Source organism: Meiothermus granaticius NBRC 107808, from assembly GCF_003574355.1.
Lineage (GTDB): Bacteria > Deinococcota > Deinococci > Deinococcales > Thermaceae > Meiothermus > Meiothermus granaticius.
Genome location: NZ_QWLB01000017.1, coordinates 37759 through 60378, shown reverse-complemented (window position 1 = coordinate 60378; position 22620 = coordinate 37759). Strand labels below are relative to the sequence as shown.

The window sequence follows — 22620 nt, the reverse complement described above, 5'->3', positions numbered from 1 at the left end:
GACCCTCGCTATGAATCGCTTCGTGTTGCCGTGGATCGCGGGGTTTATTTTTCTCCTGGGTACAGCCCTGGCCCAAAAGGATCAGATCACCCTTTATGTGGCCGGGGCCCAGCTGCCCGACGTAGAGGCTCTGGTCCGGGGGTTCAACCGGAAGCATCCGGAAATCACGGTGCAGGTCTTCCGCTCAGGGGCCGGCGAGGTGGTCGCCAAGTTGCGGGCCGAGCTCGAGGCCGGCAATCCACAACCCGATCTGGTCTGGTTGGTCGGGGAGGGCTTTTTCCGTGAGCTGAGCCAAAAGAACCTCCTGAGGCGGGTGCCGCCCACCTTCTCGGGACTGGCAGCCCAGTACGTGTACGAAGGGGGCCGTTACTACGAGGTGCGCCTGCTGCACAGCATCATCGCGGTCAACACGCGCCGGGTGAGCACCCTGCCCACGTCCTGGAGGGACCTGACCCAGGACCGCTTCAAAAATCAAGTGGTGATGGCCGATCCGAACTTCTCTGGACCGGCCTTGGTGGCCCTGGGCTTCCTTTCGGATCGCCTGGGCTTGGGCTACTTCGAGGCCTTGAAGGCCAATGGCCTGGCGGTGGAGCAGTCCAACCCGGTGCTGCAGCAGAAACTCTCCCGCGGGGAGTACGGCCTGGCCATCACCAACGACTACGGGGTGCGCCAGGAGATTGCCAAGGGAGCGCCGCTGACCATCGTGTACCCTCGAGACGGCGCCATCCTAGCGCCAACCCCCATCGGCATTCCTACCTGGAGCAAGCGGCCTGATTTGGCCGAGAAGTTCCTCCGCTTCCTGCTGTCAGAAGAAGGCCAGCGGATCTTCGTCGAACGGGGATACTATCCGGTGATTTCCGGTATTCCGGGCCCTGCCGGCGCACCGGCGCGCCTGCCCAGCCTGCGCGGTCAAGAGGCTTCCTCTGAGGTGCTGGAGCGGTTTAACAGCCTGTTTGGCCTGCGGCGATGAGGATTGCGGGCCCACTCTTCGGCGGACTCGCGGCCCTGCTCTTGCTGGCCCCTCTGCTGGCCCTGTTGTTGCGGGGTTTGGCCCATCTTGCAGGAAGCTTTGGCGACTGGGATGTGGCCCTCACCAGCCTGCTGCTGGCCGGGGGCGGGACCCTGCTGAGCCTTTTGGCCGGGCTGGGCCTGGCCTATCTGTCCATCGTGGGGGGCGCGGGGCGGTGGCTGGAAGGGCTGATCCTGCTCTCCTACCTGGTACCCCCGTTTGTGACCGGGATTGGCCTGCTGTTCACCCTGCAGACGTTTGGCCTCAAGGCCTACGGGGTTCCGGGGATCCTGCTGGCCTGGCTGCTGCACTACACGCCCCTGGCCTACTTGCTCCTCAAGCCTCAGCTGCGCTCGGTGCTGCTCCTGCTGCATGCGGCGGAAGTCCATGGGGTCAGGGGGATCCGGCGGCTGAAGGTCCTCTTCCCTCCCCTGGCACCGGCCCTGCTGGTCGCAGGGGGTACGGTGTACATCGCCCTGCTGGGCAACTTCGGAGTCCCGGCGGTGCTGGGCGTTCCCGATCGGGTCTATGTGCTCCCCACGTTGGCCTATGCCCGGCTGACCAGTTCCCTATCGCCGGACCCTCTGGGTCAAGCCGCGGCGCTGGCGCTCTGGCTGGGGCTGCTGGCCCTGCCCGCCCTGTTGCTGGGTCAGGCCCCGATGGTGGAAGCCGCGGCGGAGCGGGAACGGGAGCCGCGCCTTTGGGCTCGAGGCCTGCTCCTGGGGTATGGGCTGGCGGCCCTGGGGCTCAGTACCCTGGGTTTACTGCGTGAGGCCCTGCAGAATCCCTATTCCGGGGCCTTGGAACCGGCCTTTCGGGCGGCCTGGGAGCTCCCGCTGGTGCGGCAGGGGCTGCAGAACTCGCTTCTCCTGGCCGGGGTGACCACTGTCCTGCTGGTAACCCTGGCCCTGGCGCTCCGACCCTTTCCTGGCCTCCTGCGATCCCTCCGGGGGTTGCTCGACGTCTACTACCTGCTCCCCGGTACCCTCCTGGGCATCGGGCTGATCCTGCTGCTGGCCCCCACCCCCCTGTATGGCACCCCCTGGCTGCTGCTGCTGGCCTACCTGTTGCACCTTTCCCCCCTGGCCCTACGGGCTTTGGAAAGCGGGGCCAGGGTGGAAGGCCTGGTGCTGGCCGCGCGCACCCATGGACTGGCTGCGCCCCGCGCCTGGCTGCGGGTGGGCTACCCCCCTCTGCTGGCACCCGCCTTTGCCGCAGGATTCCTCATCTTTCCCCTGGCCCTCTCCGAGCTCACCCTTTCCGCACTGCTCTATGCGCCGGGGGCGGAAACCCTGGGGGTGGCGGTTCTCTCGGCCCTCAACGGTGGGCTCTACCGCGAGGCTGCCGCCATAGGGTTGGCGCTCATGGGGTTTTCGGCCTTAGCCCTGCTGGGGAGGCGATGATGCTGGGCTTGGTTTCCCTCACCAAACGCTTTCCGGGGGGGCAAGGGGTCCTGGAGGTCAGTCTGGAGGTTGCCAAAGGCGAGGTCTTTGCCCTCCTGGGGGCCTCGGGCAGCGGCAAGAGCACCCTGCTCAACCTGGCCGCTGGTCTCTTACCCCCCGATCAGGGGCAGGTGTTTATCGCGGGCCAGGACGTCACCCGGCTGGCCCCTGAGCGCCGCAGGGTGGGGTATGTGTTCCAGGATCTGCGCCTGTGGCCCCACCTCAGCGCCCTCGAGCACCTGCTGCTGGTGATGCCCAGGCCCGACCGGAAGCGGGCGCTGGACCTCTTGGAGCAGACCGGCCTGCTCGAGCATGCCGCCAAACGCCCCGGCCAGCTCTCCGGGGGGCAGCGACAGCGGGTCGCGCTGGCCCGTGCCCTGGCCCGAGAACCCCAGGTCATCCTGCTAGATGAGCCCTACAGCGCCCTGGACCCGGTGCTGCGCGAGCGGCTCAGGCTGGACGTGCGCACCGTGCTGAAAGAGGCGGGGGTGACCGCCCTTCACGTCACCCACGATCCAGAGGAGGCCATGCTCTTGGCCGACCGAGTGGGGGTGATGAGCCGGGGGCGGCTGGTGCAGGTCGGAACCCCTGAGGCGGTCTACTGGCACCCCACCAATCTGGAGAGCTTCCTGGCCTTTGGCCGGGCCAACCTCCTCTACCGCGACGGGGAGGCACTGGCCTTCCGACAGGAATGGGTGCGCGAAGGGGGGGAGCTCGAGGGGCGGGTGCTCGAGCGGCGGAGCTTGCGGGGGGAGGTCATCTGCCGGGTCCAGCTCCCCTGGGGGGAGGCCTGGGTATGCTTGGAGCGCAATCCTGGGGAAACCGTTCGCCTCGATTTGCAACCCCTGCTGCGCTACCCGGCCCAGCCCTAGGGCGCGGATCCCGCGGCGTCCGGGCCGGTATATAGGCTCGCGGGGTGCTCGAGCAGCCCCTTCAGGGTTTGCAAGAACAGGGCCACCTCCACCCCGTCTAAAGCCCGGTGATCGGCACTGACGGTGAGCCGCAGGGTTTTGGCGATCCGAATCGCCGCGTTTTCGGCCACCACTTCCTCCTGCACCGCCCCGATGGCCAGAATGGCCACATTGGGCGGGAGGATGATGGCGCTGAACTCCTCCACCCCGAACATTCCCAGGTTGGAGAGGCAAAAGGTCGCCCCCTGGACATCCTCGGAGCGGGCGCGGCCCACGCTGGCCCTGGCGCGAATCTCGCGCACCCTGGAGGAGATCTGGGCCGGGGAGAGGGTATCGGCGTCCCGCACCACGCTGGTGACCAGGCCTTCCGGGGTGGCCGTCAGGACTCCAATGTGAATCTGCGGCAGAAGCTCGAGCCCCCCCTCCCGCACCACCGCATTCAGCCGGGGGTGCTTTCGCAGGGCCAGGGCCACCGCCTTGATCAATAGGTCATTGAGGGTGAGGTGAAGGCCTCCGGAACGCTCGTTCTCCAGGGTGCGCACAAAGGCGGTCAGGTCGGCTCTGGCCCGAACATAAAAGTGGGGGATCTCCTGCTTGGACTGGTGGGTGGTCCTGGCAGCAGCGGCCTGTATGCGGCTGAACGGCAGGAACTGACCGGGATCCGCTATCCGGGCGGTTGGGGCTGGGCCCTGCGCGGTCGCTGCGGCGGTTTGCTTGACATCCTCGGTGGTGATCCGCCCATGGGGGCCGGTACCCACGATCCGGCGCAGGTCAAGGCCCAGTTGCCGTGCCAGGTGGCGGGCCGCGGGCGAGGCCTTGGGCCGACCGGGGACGGGTTTTGCAGCAGCAGGGAGGGGGCTCGAGGGGGGTTTAGGCACGGTGAGGGAGGGCGCCGCTTGGCGGTCCGGCTCCGGCCCTAAAGGAGGGTTCTCCACCGGTTTAGAAGCCCCCAGGGGCCGAACCCGGGCGATGGGCTGGCCCACCTTTACGGTCTGGCCCGGCGGCACCAGGTGCTCCTCCAGGACGAAGTCCTCCAGGGCCGGCATCTCGGCCACAATCTTGTCGGTGCCGATCTCAGCGACCACCTCCCCCCGGCGGACCGTCTCGCCGGGCTGTTTCAGCCAGGCCATCAGCTCCCCCTCCTCCATGGTCTCCCCCAGCCGGGGCAGTGCCAGGAGTTTCAGCGCAACCTCCTCCATACCCTTACCCCCGCCTCCGAAGCAGCCTGCGAGCAGCGCGTGCGATGCGGTCGGGGCTGGGCACGCTGCCCGCCTCGAGGGGAGGCGAGACCGGGATGGGGATATCCTCCCCACTCAGGCGCAGGATGGGCTCCTCGAGGTAATCGAAGCAGGCCTCTTGGATCAGGGCCGACAGCTCGGCGCTGGCCCCCGCCGTGAGGGTGTCTTCGGTGACGATGAGGGCCCGCCCGGTTCGCCGAACCGACTGGGCAAGGGTCTCGAGGTCGAGGGGGTTGAGGGTGCGCAGGTCCAGGACCTCCGCTTCGATGCCCTCGGCGGCGAGTTCATCGGCTGCCTGAAGGCAGTGGTGGAGCTGCCGGGAGTAGGTGACCAGGGTCAGGTGCTGGCCAGGTCGGCGAGATACGGCCACGCCCATCGGAGGGGCCTGATCCTGCAGAACCCCCTTGCTGGCATAGAGGGCTTTGTGTTCTAGAAAAACCACCGGGTCGGGGGAGTGGATGGCCTGGCGCAGCAGGAAGTAGGCATCGCTGACGGTAGCGGGCAGGGCCACGCGCAGCCCAGGGGTATGCCAGAACAGGGCCTCGAGGCTCTGGCTGTGCTGGGCGCCGCTGCTTCGCCCGGTTCCCATGGTCGCCCGCAGCACCATGGGGACACCGATCTGCCCACCGAACATGTAGCGGATCTTGGCGGCCTGGTTGGCGATCTGATCCATGGCCAGGTAGGCAAAGTCCACATACATCAGTTCGGCGATGGGCCGCAACCCGGTCATGGCCGCCCCGATGGCGGTTCCCACAATGGCCGCCTCGCTGATGGGGGTATCGAGCACCCGGGCCTCGCCAAACTCCTCGAGCAACCCCTTCGAAACCCCATAAGCCCCCCCATAGCGCCCCACCTCCTCCCCGATCAAGATCACCCTGGGGTCTGCGCGCATCTCCTGCCGGATGGCCTCCCGCAAGGCCGCTCGGTACTCGATCTCCTGGCCGAAGGCAACCGATTGGGGCTCTGGTACCGGTGAGGTCACAGAGCACCTCCCAGCACCCGGTTCAGCCGCTCCTCCACAGGGACGGGCGGGGGTGAGGAGGGGTCATAAACGTCTTCGAACATGGTGGAAAGGCCGGGCCATTCCGATTGTTTGGCAAAGGACTCCGCTGCGTCCATCTCGAGGTTGGCGGCCTGCCAAAAGGCTTCATACTCGGTCTCGGTCAATAATCCCTCCCCGATCAGGAGGTTCTTCTGGTTGAGAATTGGGTCGCGCTTGCGGCCCTCGGCTTCTTCGGCGGGATCGCGGTAGGGGGATTTGTCCTTGCGGGCGTGGCCGTAGAATCGGTAGCCGTTAGCCACGATGAACCCAGCCCCCTGGCCGGCCCGGGCCCGCTCGATAAGGGCGCTCGCCGCGATCCATACCCGTTCGGGCTGGGTTGCGTCCACCTCCACGGCCTCCAGACCAAAGCCTCGAGCCCTCCCGGCAAAGTCCAGCGTGGCACTGGCCCGGTCTATGCGGGTACCCATCCCGTACTGGTTGTTGATCGCGGCAAAGACCACCGGCAGCTTCCACAGGGCAGCCAGGTTCATGCTCTCAAAACAAATGCCCTGCTGCATCGCGCCATCGCCAAAAAAGGCCACGCTCACCGAACCCTGCCCGAGGGTTTTGCTGGCCAGTCCCGCCCCTACCACCGCCGGAATTCCCCCTCCCACGATGGCATTGGCCCCAAGGTGACCCAGGCTCATATCGGCGATGTGCATGCTGCCCCCCTTGCCGCGACAGTAGCCGGTGATCTTGCCCGCGATCTCGGCCATCATCCGCTGGGTATCGCCCCCTCGGGCCACAAAAATTCCATGGCCCCGGTGGTGGGTGGTGAAGGTATCCCCCGGCTGCATGGCCAGGGCAATTCCGGCCGCAGCCCCCTCCTCTCCAACCGAGAGGTGAAGCATAGAGCCCGCCGTCTCGCCCCTTAGAAACAGCTCCCCCACCCTCTCCTCAAAAGCCCGGATCCGGATCATGGTACGCAATAACTCCAGACGTGTGGCCACTGGAATGGTTTCACTCATGGATGCACCTCGAGATCAAAACACTCCGGCAGGCCTAAAGTTCTGCGGCCAGCCGGGCCTGCTGGTGCAGGGTATCCTTCAAGCCCTGGTAGGTTGCCCGATAGGCCGAAAGCAGCGGTTGATAGGCCTCGTGCTTGCGCCAATCGGGCTCGACGATCCGGGTAAAGCTCACCATCTGCTCGGCGGCCTCGGGAATGGTGGGATACACCCCCACCCCTACCGCCGCCAGAATCGCGCTGCCCAGCGCGGCCACATCGGGAACCCGGGTTAACTGGATGGGAATCCCGCTCACATCGGCGTGGATCTGCATCCAGAGCTCGCTTCGGGTGGCTCCACCCCCCAGAATGAACTCGCTCGGGGAGTAGCCCGCCTGGCGCATGGTGGCCAGGATCTCCTCGGTGCCGTAGGCCACCCCCTCGATGACCGCACGGAACAGATGTTCGGGGCCGTGTTTTAGAGTTAGACCCGAGATCACCCCCCGGCTATCCGGGTCGGTGTGGGGGGTGCGGTTGCCCTGGAAATGCTCCAGCACCACCAGCCCTTCAGCGCCCGGCGGAAGGGCGGCGGCCTTCTCGTTGAGCGGGGCATAATCGGGCTCTCCCAGCAGGCGGCGCAACCATGCGATCACGCTCCCGGTGCTGGTCTGGCCGCCCTCTACGGTGTGCAAGCCCTGCACCACGGCGTCTGGGTAGCTGCCCCAGAGCCCCCGGGTGTGGAGGGGTTGGTCGGACAGGCCCAGATGGAGATGGCTCGAGCCAGTGATCAGGGCCAGCCTGCCGGGCCGCACCACCCCCAGCCCCACCATCGCAACGAAGGCATCCGCCCCCCCCTGAACCACCGGGGTGCCTTGGGGCAGGCCGAGGTGTTCAGCGGCCTCGCGGGTGAGGGGTCCAATCCTCTGCCCCATGGGCAAGACTTCCCCCGGAAACTTCTCTAGAACCTCTTCCAGGCCGATCTTTTCATACAAGGAGCGCTGGAACCCTCCCCGGGAGCGGTCGTAGTACCAACGAATCGAGGTGTTGTTGAGGCTACCCACCATCCGGCCCGTGAGCTTGTGGTTGAGGTAGTCCTGGTATTCGCAGATGTAGGTAGCGGCCCGGAAGTGGTGCGGTTCACGCTCGAGCAACCAGAGCGCTTTCGGCGCCATCCACTCCGCACTGACCGGGCCGTAGCCATTGACCCTTAGCGCAGCATCCCCGCTGGCCGCGATGCGGGCGGCCTGATCCCCGCTGCGCACATCCATCCAGATCAACGCCGGCCGCAGGGGATATCCCTTGGCGTCCAGTGCCACCACGCTGCAACAGGTGGTGTCCAGGGCGATCGCAGCAATCTCCTCCGGGCGTACCCGAGCCTCGGACACCGCCCCACGCACGCTCTGGCCCAGGGCCTCCCACCAGTCCTGGGGGTTTTGCTCGGCCCAGGAGGGCCGGGGAAACTCGGTCTTGTAGGCCCTCGCCGCGAAGGCTAGGGGGTTACCCTTGGGATCAAACACCCCAGCCCGCAGGCTTTCGGTTCCTCCGTCTATGCCGATGAAGTACTGGCCCATCGCACCTACCTCAAAGGATCAGGCTCGAGTCGAGCCCGGCTCGCTGGGCTCCGCACCCAGCACCGCCTCCAGGGCGGCCACAAACAACACCGTACCGGGATCGGGCTGGCCCTCGGTGCGCTCTCCCACCCAGTTGGCCCGGCCCACCCGCGAGCGCAGGGGAATGGCTGCGTCGCGGCCTCGGCGGGCGGCCTCGAGGGCTTTCTGGCCGGCAACCTCCGGCCCCTCCCCGGCCGCAATGGCCGCGCTGAAGGCCTCCGCAGCAGGGTGCAGCGCATCCAGGATGGTCTTGTCCCCGGGCTGGGCCTTGCCCCGCTCCTGAATGCCCTGGCTGGCTGCCAGCAACATCCGGGCCAGGTCGGGGGCATCCAGCAGGGCTTTACCCTGCACCTCTTTGCCCGCCCGCATGAAGGCGGTCGCAACCAGGGCGCCCATGGTAGAGGGCGCGGCTCGGTTGTAGGCCATCCCGGCCTGAGCCAGCCACTTGCCCAGGTCGGCCGGGGGTGGATTGGCCGCCAGGAACTCCAATAGCCCCGTCGCACCCTTCTCTGCGGTAAGCCCGGAATCCCCGTCGCCCATCGCCGCATCCAGGGCGTTGAGCCGGTCGCGCAGGGCGACCAACCGATGGGCCGCGCGGGTCAGGGCATCTGCGATTGCTGTACCGGTAAAGTCCATATCGGCGGTCCTACCTCCTGGCTAAACCCTGAAGAAAGGGGTGTGGGCAGGGTGATCGAGCAGCGGAATCAGCTCATCGTCGAGTTTGAAGAGGGTAATGCTGGCCCCGGGCATCTCCATGCTGGTGGCAAACTCGCCGATAAAAGGGCGATGGATCGAGACACCCTGATCGGCCAGCAGCTGGTGCACCCGCCGGTAGAGGATGTATAGCTCCTCCAGGGGGGTGGCGCCCAGCCCGTTGACCATTACCGCAACCCGATCCCCGGAGTTCAGGGGCATATCCGCGGTGATGGTGGCCAGGATTTGCTCGGCAATCTGGTCGGCGGTCTCGAGCTTCCCCCGCCGAACCCCCGGTTCCCCATGAATCCCCATGCCCAGCTCCATCTCATCCTCGCCCAGGGTGAATCCGGGTTTGCCCACCGTGGGCAGGATGCACGGCCCCAGCGCCACCCCCATGGTGCGGGTATTGGCCAGGGTCCTCTGGGCTACCGCCTCCACCTCGTCCAGCGAGCCCCCCTGGTCGGCCTTGGCCCCGGCGGTTTTGAAGGCGAATACCATGCCCGCCACCCCGCGCCGGGTCTCAGCCCGCTCGGCTGGGGCGCTGGCCACGTCATCTTTGACCAGAACCGTGCGCACCTCTATGTCCTCCATGGAGGCCATCTCGGTGGCCATGTCAAAGTTCATGATGTCCCCACCGTAGTTGCCGTAGATGTAGAGCACCCCCTTGCCGCCGTGAATCTGACGGGTAACCGCTAGCATCTGATCGGCGCTGGGGCTTTGGAACACGTCGCCAATGGCGCAGCCATCGAGCATGCCCCGGCCCACATAGCCCAAGAAGACCGGCAGATGCCCCGAGCCGCCCCCGGTGGCCAGGGCCACCTTCCCCTGTACCGGGGCGTCCGCCCGCACCAGACAGCGCAGGTCACCTCCCGTATAGCCCAGCATCCCAGGGTGGGCTGCGTAGAGGCCCTCGAGCATCTCGTCTACGAAGCGCTTGGGGTCGTTCAGGATCTTTTTCATCAGGCCTCCTCATGGGAACCTAGGCTCCGCTGTTGCCGCTGTGGCTCACCTAGGCGCCAATCCTTTCTTTTGGCAATTCGTGCCCCTTGCCTCTTGCCATTTAACCGACGCCCTTATAGTATCTGAGTTAAACGATTTAAAGAAGTCCTGCGTGCTCTTTGAGGAGACCTGTGGGTAGCTGGCTGACCGATAAACACATCCGTTTTCTGTGGGTTGCCAACCTCATCATCCTGGGGGGGGCGGCGCTGGTCTCGAGGGGGCAGTTTCTGGATCCCTACAACTTCCAGAGCATGGCCAAGCAACTCCCCGAGATTGCCCTGCTGGCCATGGCGGTGATGCTGGCCATGATCTCCGGAGGCGGGGGGATTGACCTCTCGGTGGTGGGGATTGCCAACCTCTCGGCCATCACTGCTGGAATCGTGGCCAAGTCGGTGGCGGCGGGTCAGGGTCAGGGGCTCGAGTTCACCCTGGTTTTTGTGGCCACGGCCCTCCTGGTGGGCACCCTGTGCGGCCTGATCAACGGCTTGCTGATCGCCCGGGCCGGTTTTGCCCCCATCCTCGCTACCCTGGGGACCCAGCTGGTGTTCGTGGGGCTGGGGGTGGCCCTCTCGGGGGGTCCGGCGGTCTCGCTGGGCTATGTCGAACCCTTCGTGGAGCTCGGGAATGGTTCACTGCTGGGCCTCCCGGTGCCCTTTCTAATCTTCGCCGGGGTGGTCGGTTTGGTGTCTTGGATCCTGACCCGTACCCGCTTTGGTTTCCGGCTCTACCTCACCGGCACCAACGCCAAGGCTGCCTACTTCACCGGCATCAAAACCCCGACCATACTGATCTCCACCTACACCCTGGGCGGCATTCTGGCCTCTATTGCCGGTATCCTCATCGCCAGCGGCGCCAGCAGCGCCAAATGGGACTACGGCAGCTCCTATCTGCTCATCGCCATCCTGATCGCGGTGATGGGGGGGATCAACCCCGAGGGGGGGAGCGGCAAGATGCTGGGTCTGGTCCTCGCTGCGGTAGCGCTCCAGATGCTCTCCTCGGCGCTGAACCTGCTCGGGCTGTCCAACTTCCTCAAGGATTTCACCTGGGGATTGCTGCTGATCCTCAGCATCATCTTTACCAGCAGCTGGACACGATTTAGCTTTTCGCCTGGGCGAAAAGGCCCTTCTTAGGGGGTCATAGCGGTTTCTGGAATCCCCTCGAGCCTGATCTCGAGTGATTCAAATGGAGGGAAGCATGAAGCGTAAAACACTCTGGATTGCAGCAGGTTTGGCCGCGCTGGCAGTGGGGGTTACGGGCCTCGTACTGGCGCAAAAGAAGTACACCATCGTCACGGTGGTGAAAATCACCGGGATCAACTGGTTTAATCGCATGGAAGAGGGCGTGAAAGAGTACGCCAAGGAGACCGGCAACAACGCCTACCAAACCGGCCCGGCCCAGGCCGATGCGGCCCAGCAGCTCAAACTGATCCAGGATCTGGTGGCCAAAAAGCCCGATGCGATCGCGGTAGTTCCCTTTGACCCGGCGGTGCTCGAGCCGGTGCTCAAGCAGGCCCTCGAGCGGGGCATCAAGGTCATCACCCACGAAGCCGACAACCAGGTCAACACCCTCTATGACATCGAGGCCTTCGACAACGTAGCCTTCGGGGCCCGGCTCAACGAGCGCCTGGCCAAGTGCATGGGCTACAGCGGGAAGTGGACGGTGTTCGTGGGCTCCTTGGGTTCGAAAACCCACAACCAGTGGGCTGATGGGGGCATTGCCAACGCCAAGAAGTACAGCGGGATGCAGCTCGTAGACGCCAAGCAGGAGACCGCCGACGATGCCGAGAAGGCCTACCAAAAGGCCAAGGAAATCCTCAAGAAATACCCCGACATCAAAGGCTTCCAGGGCAGCGCCTCCACCGATGTGGCCGGGATCGGGCGGGCCATCGAGGAGGCAGGGTTGAACGATAAGGTATGCGTCTTCGGGACCAGCCTGCCCAGCATCGCCGGCAAATACATCGAGACCGGCGCGGTGGACGGGATCGGGTTCTGGGATCCCAAGGATGCCGGAATCGTGATGAACAAGGTGGCCCAGATGGTTCTGGAGGGCAAAAAGATCACCGATGGAATGAACCTGGGGGTCAAAGGTTACGAGAAGGTCAGCGTGACCAAAGGCCCGGGCCAGGGATTCATCATCCGCGGAAACGCTTTCGTAGACGTGGACAAGAGCAACCTCAAGGACTATAACTTCTAGCCTTTTTGGCAAGGCCGGGGCCCTAGCCCCGGCCTTGCCCCCCGACCCATAGGGGCCGCTACACTTTATGACCGCTAGCCCGCAAAACGACCATCAGCCCCTCAAGCCCGGTACGGAGTTTCTGCGGCTGGAAGGGATCACCAAGGCCTTCGGTGGGGTCAAAGCCCTGCAGGGGGTGAGCCTCAGCGTGCGGGCCGGGGAGATTTATCATCTGCTGGGGGAAAACGGCTCGGGGAAAAGCACCCTGATCAAGATCATCTCCGGAGCCCAGCCCCCCGATGGTGGAACCCTGTATGTGCGGGGAGTGCCCTATTCCCGGCTAACCGCCCTGCAGTCCCTCGAGGTCGGCATCGAGACCGTGTATCAAGACCTCTCGCTGTTTCCCAATCTGAGCGTGGCCGAGAACGTGGCCCTGAGCGCCCAGCTGGTACAGCAAGGAGGACGCCTGGCCCGGCCCCTGAACTGGAAAGCCCTGCGCCAGACGGCTGAAGCGGCGCTCAGGCGGGTGGGGCTGCGGGATGATTCGGTTTTCCTGGAGACTCCGGTGGCCGACCTGCCCATCGCGGTGCGCCAACTCGTGGCCATTGCCCGGGGAATTGCCACCAAAGCCACCCTGGTGATCATGGACGAACCCACCGCAGCCCTCACCCAAAAAGAGGTGGAGAACCTCATCGGGATCGTTTCTGACCTGCGCAAAGACGGGGTCAGCGTGTTGTTTGTGAGCCACAAGCTCGACGAGGTGTTCAGCATCGGCGGGAATCTGCTCATCCTGCGCGATGGGCAAAAAGTGGCCGAGGGTGAGCTCAAGGACTACACCAAGTCCCAGGTGGCCTACCTGATGACCGGCAAAGCCCTGGACCAGACCCGATACCGCTCCAGCGCTCCGCAAAAGGAGGGGTTGCTAGAGGTACGCGAGCTCGGTCGAAAAGGGGGGTTCGAAGGGGTTTCGTTTGCCCTGCAGAAGGGGGAGGTGCTGGGCATCACCGGCCTGCTCGACTCAGGCCGCAACGAGCTGGCCCTGGCTCTGGCTGGGGTGCGCCCAGCAGAGCGGGGTGAGATTCGCCTGGAGGGCCGCAGCATCCAGATCAAAAACCCCAGCGATGCCCTCCGGCTGGGCCTGGCGTATGTCCCGGAAGACCGCCTCACAGAAGGGCTATTTCTACAAAAGCCGATCCGTGAAAACATCATGGTCTCCATCCTGGATGAGCTGCTCCGGGGCTACCAGCTTGACTTTGCGGCCAGCAATGAAAAGGCCTGGGAGATGGTGAAAAACCTGCACATCGCCACCCCCAACGTGATGATCCCGGTGCAGTCCCTCTCAGGCGGCAACCAGCAGCGGGTGATGGTGGCCCGCTGGCTGGCCACCGAGCCCAAGGTACTGATACTGAACGGACCCACCATGGGGGTGGATGTGGGCTCAAAAGACGCCCTCTACCGCATCATCCAGAACCTCTCGAGCCAGGGCCTGGGCGTGATCATCGTGGGCGACGACCTGCCGGAGCTGCTGCAGAACTGCGACCGCATCCTGGTGATGCGCAGGGGGCGGTTGGCCCGGGAGTTTATGGTTCCAGACCTAAGCGAGGAAACCTTGACCAAGGAGCTGTTATCCGAGACAAGCACCTTATGAATATGCCTATACACCGAGGTTCCCCGTGGCCCTGACGTCCCCACCTCAGACTCGATCCCCTTTCTCGGTCTGGCAGGCGCTGGTCCAGCGACCAGAACTCCTCACCCTGACGCTGGTGCTGCTCCTGGCCCTGGTTATCGGGCTGATCAACCCCGTGTTTTTCACCCCGCAGAGCCTCTTCGACCTTCTGCGGGCCTCCACCGTGACTGGAATCTTCGCCCTGGGGGTATTGCTGGTTCTGGCTGCTGGGGGCATCGATGTGTCGTTTACGGCGATCGCCGCATTTTGTCTGTACACCACCACGCTCCTGGTGCTGAATGTCGCGCCCGATGCACCCTTCGCCCTGCCGCTGTTGATCTCGATCGGCTTTGGGCTGTTGCTGGGGTTGCTGAACGGCCTGATCGTCCACCGATTCCGGGCCCCTTCGCTGATCGTGACCATTGGAACCCAGTACATGATCCGTGGGTTTCTGCTGGCCTTTATCGGTACCAAACACATCATGAACATCCCTGAGGGCATGGACCGCTTTGGCCGCTGGAGCCTATTCCAGTTCACCACCGCCGAAGGGGCTCGGGCCTCGCTTCCGGTGGCATTTTTGCTGCTGGTGGCGGTGGCCCTCCTGACTTGGTGGATCTTAAGCCGCACCTTGCTGGGCCGGGCCATCTACGCCGTAGGGGGTAGCGTGCCCATCGCGGAGCGCCTCGGCATTCCTGTCCGCAGCGTATACCTGTTTGTCTTCGGGTACGCCGGGCTGCTGGCCGGGCTGGGCGGGCTGGTTCACGCCTCGCTCAACCAGCTGGCCAACCCCTTTGACCTGGTGGGCACCGAGCTGGATGTGATTGCAGCGGTGGTGTTGGGCGGGGCCCGGGTGACCGGCGGCACCGGGACGGTGATCGGAACCCTCCTGGGAGTGGTTCTGGTGGTCATGATCAACAACAGCCTGATCCTGATCGGCGTACCCAGCACCTGGCAGAAGGTGGTGATCGGCGCCATCATCCTCCTGGCCAGCGGGGTCTTCTCGAGGCGTAAGCTGGCCTGAGCAGCCCGCGTCTTAACCTTCAAGCAACCCTGAACCAGCACCGTTTGAGGTAGCCCATGGAATACCGCAGACTTGGCAATTCCGGACTCATCGTCAGCGCGCTCTCGCTGGGCAGCATGCAGTTTGGTAAAGGCATGAACATGGGCTCGCTGGACCAGAAGGCCACCAGCGAGATGGTTAAATTCGCCCTGGAGCGGGGGGTGAACTTTTTTGACACCGCCGATGTGTACTCCCGGGGCGAGTCCGAGACCCTGCTTGGGAACGCACTGAAAGGCATCCGCGAGGAAATTGTGCTGGCCACCAAGGTTCGGCTGCCCATGAGCGATACCAATTTCAACCGCTCTGGCAGCACCCGCGTCAACATCCTGCGGGGGCTCGAGTCCAGCCTGCGTCGGCTCCAAACCGATTACCTTGACCTCTACCAGGTTCACGGCTGGGACTCCAACACCCCGCTGGAGGAGACCCTCACCACCCTGGATGACCTCGTTCGGCGAGGAATGGTGCGCTACATCGGCTTCTCCAACTATATGGCCTGGCAGGCCGCCACCGCGCTAGGGATTCAGCGCCAGCGAGGTCTCGAGCCCTTTGTCACCGCGCAGATGTACTACAGCCTGGTGGGGCGAGACCTGGAGCACGAATTCATCTCCTTTGCCCAGTACCACAACCTCGGCATCCTGGTCTGGAGCGCCCTGGCCGGTGGGTTTCTGAGCGGCAAGTATACCCAGCCCGGCAAAGCCAGCCCAGGCACCCGCTTTGCCGAGGCCGGACAGTTCGTGCCCTTCGACTGGCGGCGCAGCCAGCCGGTGCTGCGGGCCCTGCGCAAGGTGGCCGAGCGCCACGGGGTTTCGATGGCCAGGGTGGCCTATGCCTGGACCGTTCGCCAGCCCATGGTGAGCAGTGTGATCGTGGCTGCGCGCAAGCTCGAGCACCTCGAGGACAACCTACAGGCCATCCACCTCAAGCTCTCGGAGGCCGATCTCCGCCTGCTCCAGCGGGCCAGCGATCCCGGTACCCCTTATCCCAAGTGGATGGTGCTTCAGCTCGATCAAGCCGAGGACCCACGGCCCAAGGTGCTCGAGCCGGAGCGCTTTGCAAAAGGTGGGCCCTGGGAAGACCTGCGCTTCAGGAAACCTTGAGCTAAACCTGGAGCGCCCTATTTGCTAATACGCTATGAGCTACCGAATTCTCGATCAGCACAGTGCCCTGGAGTATATTCGCTCCCACCCCCAGGCCCCGGAGCACCTCAACCTACAGGCCGAGCTGGTGGGTGAGGAGATCGGGGACGGCAACCTGAACCGGGTGTTTCGGGTTTTTGAAAAGGGCAACCGGGACCGGAGTTTGCTCTTGAAGCAAGGCATCCCCTATCTGCGGGTCGCCGGAGAGTCCTGGCCCCTCAGCCCTGAGCGCGCGCGGATGGAGGCCCAGGCCCTGGAGCAGCAGTACCGGCTGGTGGGCGATCTGGTGCCCAAACCTTACTGGTTCGACCCCGAGCTAGCCCTCAACGCAATGCAAGACCTGTGGCGGCATCAGGTGCTGCGCCGACCGATGGTGGAGCGAACGCGCTACGCGAACCTGGGGGAGACCATCGGGCGATTTTTGGCGCTCACCCTGTTCGGAACCTCCGACTTCGGGATGGAGCCCAAGGCCAAGAAGGCGCTCTCAGGGCGGTTTGTCAACGCTGAGCTATGCGAAATTACCGAGGACCTTGTCCTGACCGAGCCGTTTGAGCCAAAGCTACTGGGCGGTAAGACCAACCGCAATCGTTTCAACCCCCTGATTGCCGACGACCTCGAGCGGCTGCAGGCCGACACCGAGCTGCGCCTCGAGGTGGCAAGGCTCAAGCACCGCTTCATGAGCAGTGCCCAGGCCATGCTGCACGGCGATCTACACACAGGCTCGATCATGGCCACCCCACCCGATGCCGGGGGGAAGGCAGAGATTCGGGTCATTGACCCCGAGTTCGCCTTTTACGGACCGATGGGGTTCGACCTGGGGATGTTTGTGGCCAACCTCTTTTTGAACGCTGCAGCCCAGCAAGCCCATGCCCCCGACCCCGAAGAACGCGGTGCCTACCGAAAATACCTGTACACCCAGGCCGAGCGGTGCTGGGAAACGTTTGAAGTGGAGATGCGGCAGCAGTTTGCAAACGTGCAGGACATTTCCTGGTCCTCAAAAGCCTTTCAAGACCGCTTCCTGCTCGAGACCCTCCAGGATGCCTGTGGATATGCCGGCTGCGAGATGGTCCGTCGCACCGTGGGGTTTGCGCACGTCTACGACCTCGAGTCCATCCCCAACCCTGAGCTCCGGGCCGAGGCCGAGCGGCTTTCGCTGGCTTTGGGTCAGGAGTTAATCAAGATCTCCGGTAAAACCTCGAACTTTACCGAGCTGATGGACCTGGTGCGGACCACGATCCCCGAGGGGCCTTCCTCCAGCTCGGGCTGAGGCTCGAGCTATCGCTCACCCGGGTGATCGGCTAATGGAGGAACCGAAGGGCCGCCTGGAGAATGTCCACAGCTTGATGGGTAGCGATGTCCCCCATCGGAGGATGTCGAGAAACCCTCCCGACCACGGTCGGGAGGGTTTTGTGTGCTGCACAGGGCCTTTCTTGGCGGGCCGTGAAGGATTCGAACCTCCGACACCTCGTTTTGGAGACGAGTGCTCTACCGGGCTGAGCTAACGGCCCACAGTTTGCGATAAACATCGCGTTTTTCGGGTTCGCTTCAACCCGCAAAGGCCAGTTTAGTCTGAGGCCGCGCTTCAGTCAAGCCGGGGCTGGGCCTCACCCTGGGCCAGGGGAGCAGGGTAGAATGCTCCAGCATGCTTCTCAGCGGAAACGTATGGACCATGACCGAGTTGGGCCAGGCCGAGGCGGTCTACCTCGAGGGAAACCGTATCGCTGCGGTAGGCGGCTTGGAAGACCTCCGCACACGATACCCCGGGACCAGATCCGTCCGGTTGGAGCGCATTACCCCAGGGCTGCATGATGCCCACACCCATCCGCTGCAATGGGGGGAGGCCCTGGGGCTGCTGGACCTGGCGGGGGTCAACGATCCTCGTGAAGCGGCCCAACGGGTCGCGGCCCAAGTCCGGGAAATCCCACCGGGGGCGTGGATTCGTGGGGTGGGATACCTCTTCGAGGGCTACCCCAGCTCGGAGCTGCTGGACCAGGCTGCCCCCCACCACCCGGTGTTCCTGCGCAGCCGGGACCTGCACTCGGGCTGGGCCAACCGGCAGGCCATGGAAGCAGCAGGCCTCAGCGCCCGGACCCCTGACCCCCCTGGGGGGGCTCTGGTGCGGGATTCCGGCGGAAACCCCAGCGGATACCTGCTCGAGCACGCCCAGGATTTGCTGCTGGGGGCGACGCCCAAACCGGGGCTGGCGGAGCTCGAGCGCGGCCTGCGCGACCTGGCGGCTCGAGGCTATACCGCCACCCACCACATGGGCTCCTGCCCGCTCGAGCTGGCCGAGCGCCTGGCCCGCAGCGATCAGCTCCCCCTGCGGCTGTGGTGGGCCCTGGACAAAGAAGCCTGGCGGGGGGTAGAGCCGGGGTGGCGGGGAGAGCGGCTGGAGGTTGCGGCGGTTAAGTTTTTTGTGGACGGGGCCCTGGGATCGCGCACGGCCTGGATGGTCGAGCCCTACCCCGATGGTAGCCACGGGATGCCGCTGGATCCCCTGGAGTTCATTCACCGCGAGGGGGCAGAGGCCCTGCGACAGGGCTTTGGGGTGGTGGTGCACGCCATCGGCACCCAGGCGGTGCGCGGGCTGCTAGACGTGTTCAGCGGGTTGGCTCCGCTGGCCACCGGGCGGCCCCTGCGGATGGAACACGTTCAGCACGTCCGGGATGAGGATCTGCCCCGCTTCAGGGGGTTGCCCCTGGCCCTCTCCTTGCAACCCATGCACGCCTTGGAGGATGCAGCCCTGGTGCGCCACCACCTCCCTGGGCGGGAGCACGAGGCCTTCCGGCTGCGCGACCTGTGGGCCACGGGCTTACCCCTTGCGTTTGGTTCAGACGCGCCGGTAGCCAAGCCCGAGGTTCTGGACAATCTGCAGGCCGCACTGCACCCTCCCCTGGGCAATGGGCAGGCCCTGAGCCTCGAGCAGGCCCTCTGGGCCCATACCCGCGGAGCCGCTCTGGCAGCGGGCTGGAACCAACAAGGCTGGATCCGACCGGGAGCCCCCGCAGACCTCACCCTGTGGGAAGGGGGGAAACCGGTGGGCCGGGTGCTGGCTGGGCAGCTCGAGCTGTCCTGAATCTCCGCGATCTCAATCCCCTACCGAGGAGACCTGCTGTGCCTGGGCTCCTTCTGGAGCGCTGGGTTCAGGCTGGGGGCGGCGCAGGAAAAAGGTCAGGAACAAGGCGACCACCGCTACGCAGGTCGCCAGTCCAAAGGCGGCCTGTAGCCCCGCAGTCTGGGCCACTTCGGGCGGAGCTACCCCGCGCAACGCGGCAGAGCGAACCGTCCACACCGTTATCAACAGGGCGGTCCCCACCGCTCCAGCCACCATTTGCAGGGTGCTCAGGATCGCGCTGCCATGGGGATAGAGTGGGCCAGGGAGCGGGTTGAGGGCGGTGGTCATGACCGGGGTGAAGAGCAAGGCCAAACCCAGGCTTAGGATCAGGTGCAGGAGCAGCAATGTCCCGATGCCCGTGCCCTCCCCTACGGTACTGAAGCCCCATAGCGTACCCACCAGCAGCATGGCCCCTGGCACCGCCAGCGGCAAGGGGCCGTAGCGGTCAAACAGCTTCCCTACGGTAGGGGCCGCCAACCCCATCAGAAGGCCGCCGGGAAGGAGCAGAAGCCCGGTTTGAAGCGAGCCCAGGCCGCGAATGCTCTGCAGGTAGATCGGCAGCAGGATGGCCCCACCAAACAGCGCCATCATGGCGATCAGGATCACCCCTAGCCCCAAGCTGAACATGGGATAGCGAAAGGGCCGCAGCTCGAGGAGCGCCGCACCCCGCTGCGCGAGGCCATTCTGTCGCAGGACAAACACCAGCAGACCGACCCCACCCCCCAGCAGTGCAGCCCATACCTGGGGGCTGCTCCAGCCCCCCAAATTCCCCACGCTGCTGAAGCCATACACCAGACTCCCAAACCCAAGCACGGAGAGCCCCACCGAGGGTAGGTCCAGATAAGCCGGTCTAACCTCCCCCACATTGACCAGTCGCCGCACCCCGTAGGCCAGCACCACCAGGGCCACCGGTACCACAAAGAGAAACAGGTAGCGCCAGGGCAGCACCTCGAGGATCAGCCCCGAGAGGGTCGGGCCGGTGGCCGGAGCCACCGAGATCACGATGCTGACCATGCCCAAAACTCCCCCTCGGTGAGCAGCAGGAACCAGGGCCAGGATGGTGGTGATCAGCAGCGGCAGCATCAGCGCGGTACCGCTGGCCTGCACTACCCGCCCGAACAGGAGGGGCCCGAAGCCCTGGGCCAGTCCGGCCATCAGGGTGCCCAGCACAAATAACCCCATGGCAGCAATGAACACCGTTCGGGTGCTGAAGCGTTGGAGGATAAACCCGGTGGTGGGGATGACCACCGCCATGGTCAGCATGAAAGCCGTAGCCAGCCATTGCACCGTGGTGGCCTGAAGGTTGAGCTCCTGCATCAATCGGGGCAGGGCCACATTCAGAAGGGTCTCGTTGAGGATAACCACAAATGCGGCAAACAGCAGGACCAAAATGATGCCCCGGTCACGTCCGGGGAGTACGTACGCTTGGAGGTTAGAGGGGGCAGGCATGCGATATCCTCTGGGGGCTACAGGGGGCACATTGCAGGGGAAGGCCGTTGGGGGTTCTTCTCCCTGCAGGCTTGGGGCTTCTGGGGGTCACTGGCTCCATCGGGGGCTTAATTTATCTAATACATATTTATCTTCATTCTTATGATTTTAGCATAAGACTCTCCCTGCTGCAACCTGAGAGGGCCGGCCGCCCTCCTCGAGACCTCACCCTCGCTTCATCGCCTCGTGGGATACATGCCCCTGATATCCCCCCAAGGAGGGAGCTTTTGAACCACTTACGCCAACAAGCCCAGGAAATTTTGCAGGCCAATGACCGGGGTGGGTTCACCGTCCCCACCGCAGGTCTGTACCCGTTTCAGTGGTTGTGGGACGCCGGGTTCACCGCGCTCGGCTGGATGCGCTTTGATGAGCAGCGGGCCTGGAGGGAGCTCGAGACCCTCTTCCAGGGCCAGTGGCCGAATGGGATGCTCCCGCACATCGTTTTCCATCGGCCCGAAGCCAGCTATTTCCCCGGGCCAGAGCGCTGGGGAACCCCTCAGGCCTCCCCCCCGACCTCCGGCATCACCCAGCCCCCGGTGCTGGCCAGCTTCGTGCGGCGCATGCTGGAAGGGGCCAGGGATAGGGCGCTGGCAGAGGAAAAGGCTCGAGCCCTCTATCCCAAGCTTCTGGCCTATCACCGCTGGTTCAAGCGCGCGCGGGACCCCGAAGACACCGGCCTAATGGCCTGCTATCACCCCTGGGAGACCGGGGCTGACAACAGCCCGGCCTGGGACGAAGCCCTGGCTCAGGTGCCCGTAGACCCCGACCTACCGCCCTATACCCGGCGCGATACCGGCCATGTAGACCCCAGCCAGCGCCCGCGCCAAGAGGAGTACGACCGCTACCTGTCGCTGCTCGAGGTCTACAAGCGCGATGGCTATGACCCGCTGCGTCTGTACACCCAGTGCCCCTTCCGGGTGGCCAGCTTGCTGATTGACTGTGTGTTGCACCGGGCCAACCGGGATTTGCGGGCGCTTTCCCAGCGGTTCGGCTTTGGCCATGAGGCCGAGATCACCGGCTGGTTATCCCGCAGTGCACCGGCCATAGAAGCCCTCTGGGACGAGCAGGCCGGCCTTTACTTCAACCGCGACCTCATTCAAAACGGGCCCATCCGAGTTGGGGTCTCGGCCTCTTTTCTGCCGCTGTACGCCGGAAGCAGCAGCCCCCAACGGGCTGAACGCCTGGCCCAAACCCTGAGGTCCTGGGCCCAGCAGGTGCGCTACCTGGTCCCCAGCACCGACCCCTCGAGCCCCCGCTTCGAGCCTCAGCGCTACTGGCGCGGGCCGGTATGGGCCGTGCTGAACCGCCTGATCGCCTGGGGGCTGGAGGAGTATGGCCAGACCGAGCTGGCGGAACGCCTCCGGCAGGACACGCTGGCCCTGGTCCGGGCTTCCGGGTTTAGCGAGTACTACCACCCCCGGACCGGGGCCGGGCTGGGTGGGGGGGCGTTCTCCTGGACCGCGGCCGTGTTCCTGGACTGGGCGGAGTAGCTCACCCCCTTCGCCCTAGCCCGCGCGCAGCATCAGGATTCCGACCAAAACCGCACCCACCAGCGCGGTCAGCACCGCCGCCCGGCGGGTCTTGCGCAGGAAAAGCGAAAGGGCAAACCCCGTGAGCGCGATCAGGAGCAAGAACCCTCCCGACAGATCAATGACCCACGCCCAGGCCGCTCCCGAGTCACGCCCCCGGTGCAGGTCGTCCAGCACCGCCACCGGGCCCTGGCGCACCACCCGCAGCACATAGCTACCGTCTTTCATCTGGATGGAGGCATCCGCGGCATAAGCGGGGGCCCGGAAGCTCAGCGAGGCCTGTTGGGCATCGCTGCGGTGCTCGCTCACACTGCCCTTGAGGCCGTACTTGGCCCGCAGGGTCTCGGCGGTGCGCAGCCAGTCCACCCGCCCATCGCTCTGCCAGCCCGCCGGCAGGGTACCGGTATAGGTTTGCTGGGTCTCCGCGCTGCCGAAGGTCCACTCCGGGTGGTTGAGGGCGATACCGGTGGCCGCAAAAAAGAGCACCACCAGCAGGCTTACCATCGAGGCGTAGAGGTGCACCCCCCTCGCCAGGGTATATAACCGGGCACGGGTCTCACCCCA

Annotated in this window: 19 protein-coding genes and 1 tRNA gene; 11 read left to right on the top strand and 9 right to left on the bottom strand. The window is 64.9% G+C overall.

The genetic code is table 11. From position 1 onward, the window contains the following. Window positions 1-10 precede the first annotated feature (10 nt). From Mgrana_RS07615 to Mgrana_RS07605, 3 genes are read left to right on the top strand one after another with little or no spacing between them, the layout of a single operon-like run. Window positions 11-970: an ABC transporter substrate-binding protein gene (locus tag Mgrana_RS07615; protein WP_119357009.1), complete on the top strand. Its 960-nt coding sequence runs from the start codon at window positions 11-13 to the stop codon at window positions 968-970. Then, window positions 967-2412: an ABC transporter permease family protein gene (locus Mgrana_RS07610; RefSeq protein ID WP_170146425.1), complete on the top strand. Its 1446-nt coding sequence runs from the start codon at window positions 967-969 to the stop codon at window positions 2410-2412. Before Mgrana_RS07615 ends, Mgrana_RS07610 begins: the two co-directional genes overlap by 4 nt. Continuing rightward, window positions 2409-3323 (top strand): ABC transporter ATP-binding protein, encoded by a 915-nt coding sequence (locus Mgrana_RS07605; RefSeq protein WP_240631286.1) that lies wholly within the window; start codon window positions 2409-2411, stop codon window positions 3321-3323. Before Mgrana_RS07610 ends, Mgrana_RS07605 begins: the two co-directional genes overlap by 4 nt. Here the strand turns inward: Mgrana_RS07605 and Mgrana_RS07600 are convergent. The 6 genes from Mgrana_RS07600 to dhaK are packed head-to-tail and all read right to left on the bottom strand — an operon-like array spanning window position 3320 to window position 9851. Then, window positions 3320-4561 (bottom strand): dihydrolipoamide acetyltransferase family protein, encoded by a 1242-nt coding sequence (locus tag Mgrana_RS07600; protein ID WP_119357008.1) that lies wholly within the window; start codon window positions 4559-4561, stop codon window positions 3320-3322. The two genes, Mgrana_RS07605 and Mgrana_RS07600, sit on opposite strands and share 4 nt — an antisense overlap. 4 nt (window positions 4562-4565) lie before the next feature. Next, window positions 4566-5582: an alpha-ketoacid dehydrogenase subunit beta gene (locus tag Mgrana_RS07595; protein WP_206075064.1), complete on the bottom strand. Its 1017-nt coding sequence runs from the start codon at window positions 5580-5582 to the stop codon at window positions 4566-4568. Next, window positions 5579-6610, bottom strand: a complete 1032-nt coding sequence (locus Mgrana_RS07590) for a thiamine pyrophosphate-dependent dehydrogenase E1 component subunit alpha (RefSeq protein ID WP_206075063.1) — start codon at window positions 6608-6610, stop codon at window positions 5579-5581. Before Mgrana_RS07590 ends, Mgrana_RS07595 begins: the two co-directional genes overlap by 4 nt. 34 nt (window positions 6611-6644) lie before the next feature. Further along, a complete protein-coding gene (locus Mgrana_RS07585; protein ID WP_119357007.1) occupies window positions 6645-8156 on the bottom strand; it encodes an FGGY-family carbohydrate kinase in 1512 nt (503 codons plus the stop codon). 18 nt (window positions 8157-8174) lie between these two features. Continuing rightward, complete coding sequence (locus Mgrana_RS07580; protein ID WP_119357006.1) at window positions 8175-8831, bottom strand: DAK2 domain-containing protein; 657 nt, start codon at window positions 8829-8831, stop codon at window positions 8175-8177. 21 nt (window positions 8832-8852) lie between these two features. Continuing rightward, the gene (gene dhaK, locus Mgrana_RS07575; RefSeq protein ID WP_119357005.1) at window positions 8853-9851 is read right to left on the bottom strand and encodes a dihydroxyacetone kinase subunit DhaK; all 999 of its coding nucleotides are present in this window, start codon (window positions 9849-9851) and stop codon (window positions 8853-8855) included. Window positions 9852-10021: 170 nt separating this feature from the next. Between dhaK and Mgrana_RS07570 the strand changes: the two genes are divergently transcribed. From Mgrana_RS07570 to mtnK, 6 genes are all read left to right on the top strand, one after another. Then, complete coding sequence (locus Mgrana_RS07570; protein ID WP_119357004.1) at window positions 10022-11020, top strand: ABC transporter permease; 999 nt, start codon at window positions 10022-10024, stop codon at window positions 11018-11020. 64 nt (window positions 11021-11084) lie between these two features. Then, window positions 11085-12083 (top strand): autoinducer 2 ABC transporter substrate-binding protein, encoded by a 999-nt coding sequence (locus Mgrana_RS07565; protein WP_119357003.1) that lies wholly within the window; start codon window positions 11085-11087, stop codon window positions 12081-12083. A 67-nt stretch (window positions 12084-12150) separates the two neighbouring features. Continuing rightward, complete coding sequence (locus tag Mgrana_RS07560; protein WP_119357002.1) at window positions 12151-13710, top strand: sugar ABC transporter ATP-binding protein; 1560 nt, start codon at window positions 12151-12153, stop codon at window positions 13708-13710. Window positions 13711-13735: 25 nt separating this feature from the next. After that, window positions 13736-14749: an ABC transporter permease gene (locus Mgrana_RS07555; RefSeq protein WP_119357001.1), complete on the top strand. Its 1014-nt coding sequence runs from the start codon at window positions 13736-13738 to the stop codon at window positions 14747-14749. Between the two features lie 56 nt (window positions 14750-14805). Then, on the top strand, window positions 14806-15885 hold the full coding sequence (locus Mgrana_RS07550; RefSeq protein ID WP_119357000.1) for an aldo/keto reductase: 1080 nt from the start codon (window positions 14806-14808) through the stop codon (window positions 15883-15885). 34 nt (window positions 15886-15919) lie between these two features. Continuing rightward, window positions 15920-17191, top strand: a complete 1272-nt coding sequence (mtnK, locus tag Mgrana_RS07545; RefSeq protein WP_119356999.1) for an S-methyl-5-thioribose kinase — start codon at window positions 15920-15922, stop codon at window positions 17189-17191. A gap of 164 nt (window positions 17192-17355) precedes the next feature. Here mtnK and Mgrana_RS07540 read toward each other — a convergent pair. Beyond that, window positions 17356-17432 (bottom strand) — tRNA-Trp (locus Mgrana_RS07540). A gap of 134 nt (window positions 17433-17566) precedes the next feature. Between Mgrana_RS07540 and Mgrana_RS07535 the strand changes: the two genes are divergently transcribed. After that, complete coding sequence (locus Mgrana_RS07535) at window positions 17567-19000, top strand: amidohydrolase (protein ID WP_119356998.1); 1434 nt, start codon at window positions 17567-17569, stop codon at window positions 18998-19000. A gap of 12 nt (window positions 19001-19012) precedes the next feature. Here the strand turns inward: Mgrana_RS07535 and Mgrana_RS07530 are convergent, their stop codons facing one another. Beyond that, window positions 19013-20488 (bottom strand): DHA2 family efflux MFS transporter permease subunit, encoded by a 1476-nt coding sequence (locus tag Mgrana_RS07530; protein ID WP_119356997.1) that lies wholly within the window; start codon window positions 20486-20488, stop codon window positions 19013-19015. A gap of 266 nt (window positions 20489-20754) precedes the next feature. Between Mgrana_RS07530 and Mgrana_RS07525 the strand changes: the two genes are divergently transcribed. Next, the gene (locus tag Mgrana_RS07525) at window positions 20755-22017 is read left to right on the top strand and encodes an MGH1-like glycoside hydrolase domain-containing protein (protein ID WP_119356996.1); all 1263 of its coding nucleotides are present in this window, start codon (window positions 20755-20757) and stop codon (window positions 22015-22017) included. A 15-nt stretch (window positions 22018-22032) separates the two neighbouring features. Here Mgrana_RS07525 and Mgrana_RS07520 read toward each other — a convergent pair whose 3' ends face one another. Further along, window positions 22033-22578: a PepSY-associated TM helix domain-containing protein gene (locus Mgrana_RS07520; protein ID WP_240631285.1), complete on the bottom strand. Its 546-nt coding sequence runs from the start codon at window positions 22576-22578 to the stop codon at window positions 22033-22035. Window positions 22579-22620: the final 42 nt, after the last annotated feature.